Source organism: Streptomyces solincola (assembly GCF_002982015.1).
Taxonomy (GTDB): Bacteria; Actinomycetota; Actinomycetes; order Streptomycetales; family Streptomycetaceae; genus Streptomyces; species Streptomyces solincola.
This window is the reverse complement of the sequence record NZ_PVLV01000629.1, coordinates 1-3388: the sequence shown is the minus strand read 5'-3', so window position 1 is coordinate 3388 and position 3388 is coordinate 1. Positions and strand designations below refer to the sequence as shown.

At 71.6% G+C, this 3388-nt stretch carries 6 protein-coding genes; 4 read left to right on the top strand and 2 right to left on the bottom strand.

Going from position 1 to position 3388, the window contains the following annotated elements; translation table 11 throughout:
• Both C6N75_RS28470 and C6N75_RS28465 read left to right on the top strand, forming a co-directional pair.
• A partial coding sequence (locus tag C6N75_RS28470; protein WP_105871732.1) for a DUF3515 domain-containing protein occupies window positions 1–365 on the top strand: 365 nt, incomplete at its 5' end.
• Window positions 366–401: 36 nt separating this feature from the next.
• On the top strand, window positions 402–1133 hold the full coding sequence (locus C6N75_RS28465) for a TetR/AcrR family transcriptional regulator (protein ID WP_105871731.1): 732 nt from the start codon (window positions 402–404) through the stop codon (window positions 1131–1133).
• Here the strand turns inward: C6N75_RS28465 and C6N75_RS28460 are convergent.
• Window positions 1130–1549, bottom strand: coding sequence for an ATP-binding protein (locus C6N75_RS28460; RefSeq protein WP_258177664.1), 420 nt, complete (start codon window positions 1547–1549; stop codon window positions 1130–1132). The two genes, C6N75_RS28465 and C6N75_RS28460, sit on opposite strands and share 4 nt — an antisense overlap.
• 139 nt (window positions 1550–1688) lie before the next feature.
• On the opposite strand from C6N75_RS28460, the gene C6N75_RS28455 reads away from it, so the two are divergent.
• On the top strand, window positions 1689–2513 hold the full coding sequence (locus C6N75_RS28455; RefSeq protein ID WP_105871729.1) for a helix-turn-helix domain-containing protein: 825 nt from the start codon (window positions 1689–1691) through the stop codon (window positions 2511–2513).
• On the top strand, window positions 2510–2728 hold the full coding sequence (locus tag C6N75_RS28450; protein WP_105871728.1) for a DUF397 domain-containing protein: 219 nt from the start codon (window positions 2510–2512) through the stop codon (window positions 2726–2728). The genes C6N75_RS28455 and C6N75_RS28450 overlap by 4 nt, the downstream gene beginning before the upstream one ends.
• 67 nt (window positions 2729–2795) lie before the next feature.
• Here the strand turns inward: C6N75_RS28450 and C6N75_RS28445 are convergent.
• Window positions 2796–3388 (bottom strand): metallophosphoesterase (locus C6N75_RS28445; RefSeq protein ID WP_146132703.1); only part of this gene is annotated, 593 nt, incomplete at its 5' end.

Here is a 3388-nt window from a genome sequence, read left to right as displayed (position 1 = left end):
CCCCCGACCCCGAGGCGGCCCGCGTCTGCGGCGACCTGCACGACGCCCTGCCCTCCACCGTCGCCGGCCGCGACCGCCGCGACACCGACCCCTCCTCCCCCTACACCGCCGCCTGGGGCGACCCGGCCCTGGTCCTGCGCTGCGGGGTGCCGCGCCCCGCCGAGATGGACAACCCGAAGGCCAGCGGGGCCGAGATCAGCGGCGTCGACTGGGTGCTGGAGAAGCAGCCGGACGGCGGCTACCGGGCGACCACCAGCTTCCGCACGGCGTACGTGGAGGTGGCGCTGCCCCCGGAGTACGGGGACGTCGCCGCCCTGGTCGACCTCGCCGAGGCCGTGAAGAGGGCCGTGCCGCGCAGCCTCTAGGCTCACGGCGTGAGGGACGCAGAGAACGCAGAGCACATGGACGACGACAGCGCCGAGGCGGACACGGCACCGGCCGGGCCGCCCGCTCCCCGGACCCGGGCCCCCAAGAGCGAGCAGACCCGCACCCTCATCCTGGAGACCGCGATGCGGCTCTTCGAGGAGCGCGGCTTCGACCGCACCACCATGCGGGCCATCGCCCAGGAGGCCGGCGTCTCCACCGGCAACGCGTACTATTACTTCTCGTCCAAGGAGCACCTGATCCAGGGCTTCTACGACCGGATCGCCGCCGAGCACGCGGCCGCCGTGCACCCCGCCCTGGCCGGCACCGCCGACCTCGCCGACCGCATCCAGGCCACCCTCCTGACCTGGCTGGACGTCGCCGAGCCGTACCACCGGTTCGCTGCGCAGTTCTTCAAGAACGCCGCCGACCCGGACAGCCCGCTCAGCCCCTTCTCCGCCGACTCCGCCGCCGCCCGCGAGGCCGCCGTCTCCGTCCACCGCCAGGTCCTGGCCGGCTCCTCCACCAAGACCGCCCCCGAGCTGGCCGACCGCCTCCCCCACCTCCTCTGGCTGATGCAGATGGGGCTGGTCCTGTTCTGGGTGTACGACCGCTCCCCCGACGCCGCCCGCAGCCGCCGCCTCGTCGTCCGCACCGCCCCCCTCGCCGCCCGCGCCATCGCCCTCTCCCGCTTCCGCGTGATGCGGCCCCTGGTCGCCCAGATCGAGGACGTCCTGGCGGAGTTCCTCCCGGACGCGCGGGAGCCCTAGACCCGCTGCCCCTCTTCCTTCCGTGCGACCTCCGCCCACACCGTCTTGCCGACCGATCGGGGCTCCGTGCCCCACCGGTCGGACAGCGCCTCGATCAGGTGCAGCCCGTAGCCGCCGTCCTCGCCGTGGTCGGACCGCAGGACCGGCAACCGGTCCTCCCGCGCGTCCGACACCGCGACCCGCACCACCCCCTCCGGCGCGGTCACCCGCAGCTCGAAGTCCCGCCCGGCGACCCGCCCGTGGGTGACGGCGTTGGCCGCCAGCTCGGCGACGATCAACGCGACCCGCTCCGAGACGTCGTGGTCGTGCGGGACCCCCCACTCGTCCAGCACCAGCACCGCCAGCCGCCGTGCCAGCCGCGCCCCTCGCCGGGTGGAACTGAACCGCTGCGCCCACTCGAACACCACTGCGACCACCGCGCCTTTCGTAGGAATCCCCTGCCTTCGTGACCAGGTGAACGCAGCGGGTCGTAGCTTGTGACCACTTGACCCCCATCGCTCAAGGCGCTTCGGCCTTCGCTCGGAGGCCAAAGCAGCAAGCAGGAAGGTCGGACACATGGCAGAGGACGAGCCTCGGGCGGACTTGACTCCCGTGCAGAGTTTCGTCGCCGACGTGCAGCAGGTGCGCTTGGCAAGGAACTTCACGCTGAAGAGTCTTGGGATAGCCACCGGCTACTCGGAGAGCTACGTATGCAAGGTCGAGACCGGCGTGATGGTGCCCAGCGAGAAGTTCGCGGTGGGCTGCGACCGCGCCTTCGGTACGGGCACCCTCTTCGTCCGCCAGTTACGACGTGCACTCGCCAGCGATCACCCGAGCTGGTTCGCCCCGTACGTCCAACTGGAACTGCGGGCCACGGACATCCTCGACTACAGCGCCATGTACGTCATGGGCATGCTCCAGACCGAGGGGTACGCCCGCGCGACCTTGCGCGCGTACCACCCCCGCGACGAACAATCGGTACTGGAGAACCGCGTTGCCGGGCGCATACGGCGATACGAGGTCATGGAGAAGGCTGATCCGCCGCTGCTTTGGGTGGTCTTGCACGAGGCGTGTCTGCACACCATGGTCGGTGGACGGGAGGTCATGGCCGCCCAGTTGGAACGCCTTGTGGCCGAGGCGGCGGGCCCGCACGTGACGCTCCAGGTGCTTCCGTTCTCCGCCGGCGCGCCCATCACCGGTACGGCGTTCACGGTGCTGACCTTCAGCGAAGGTCCCTCGGTAGTGCACACGGAGGGAGGGCCGTTGGGCGGGCGGCTCAACGAAGACCCGAAGACTGTTGCGAACGCCCAGCAGTTCTACCATCGGCTGCAGGCGGACGCCCTGTCCCCTGATGCTTCCGTCGCACGCATCAAGTCGATGCTCAAGGAGTACACAGAATGACCGACAACACCGGTACGCCGCAGGTCACCGGTTGGGTCTCGTCGTCGTACAGCGAGCCTAACGGCGGCCAGTGCGTGCAGTGGGTGCCCGCCCACGCCGCCGCCCACGGCACCGTCCCCGTCCGGGACAGCAAGAATCCGGCGGGCCCCGCCCTGATGGTCAGCCCGGCCGCGTGGGCGGGGCTGGTGGAGATCGCCCGGGGCGGCGAGGTCTGAGGGTACGAGTGGACGACAGAGCCCCGCCCCCGGGAGGAACGGGGGGCGGGGCTCCGTCATGGGTGGTTCACGCCTGGCGGGAGGCGAGCTGCACGAGGGTGATGTCGGAGGGCGCGCCCACGCGGACCGGTGGGCCCCAGGCGCCGGCGCCTCGGGAGACGTAGAGCTGGGTGTCGCCGTAGCGCTCCAGGCCGACGACGGTGGGGTTGGCCAGTTCGGCGAGGTAGTTGCCGGGCCAGAGCTGGCCGCCGTGGGTGTGGCCGGAGAGCTGGAGGTCCACGCCGTTGCGGACGGCCTCGTCGATGACGATGGGCTGGTGGGCCAGGAGGACGGAGGTGCGGGTGCGGTCGCGGTCGCCGAGGGCGGCGGCGAAGTCGGGCCCGTCGCCCTCGGTCTCGCCGGCCGGGTCGTTGACGCCGGCCAGGTCGAAGCCGGCGATCTCGACGCGCTCGTTCTGTAGCGGGCGCAGGCCCAGTTCGCGGACGTGGTCCACCCATTCGGCGGCACCGGAGAAGTACTCGTGGTTGCCGGTGACGAAGAAGTTGCCGTCCCGGGCGCGGAGCTGCGCGAGGGGCTCGGCGGCCGGGCCGAGGTCGGCGACGGTGCCGTCGACCAGGTCGCCGACCACGGCCACGAGGTCGGGCTGGGTGGCGTTGATGG

Bases quoted from the DNA above. Each gene is read 5' to 3' on its own strand.
- C6N75_RS28465 (WP_105871731.1), top strand. From the start codon at position 402: ATGGACGACGACAGCGCCGAGGCGGACACGGCACCGGCCGGGCCGCCC.
- C6N75_RS28450 (WP_105871728.1), top strand. From the start codon at position 2,510: ATGACCGACAACACCGGTACGCCGCAGGTCACCGGTTGGGTCTCGTCG.
- C6N75_RS28455 (WP_105871729.1), top strand. From the start codon at position 1,689: ATGGCAGAGGACGAGCCTCGGGCGGACTTGACTCCCGTGCAGAGTTTC.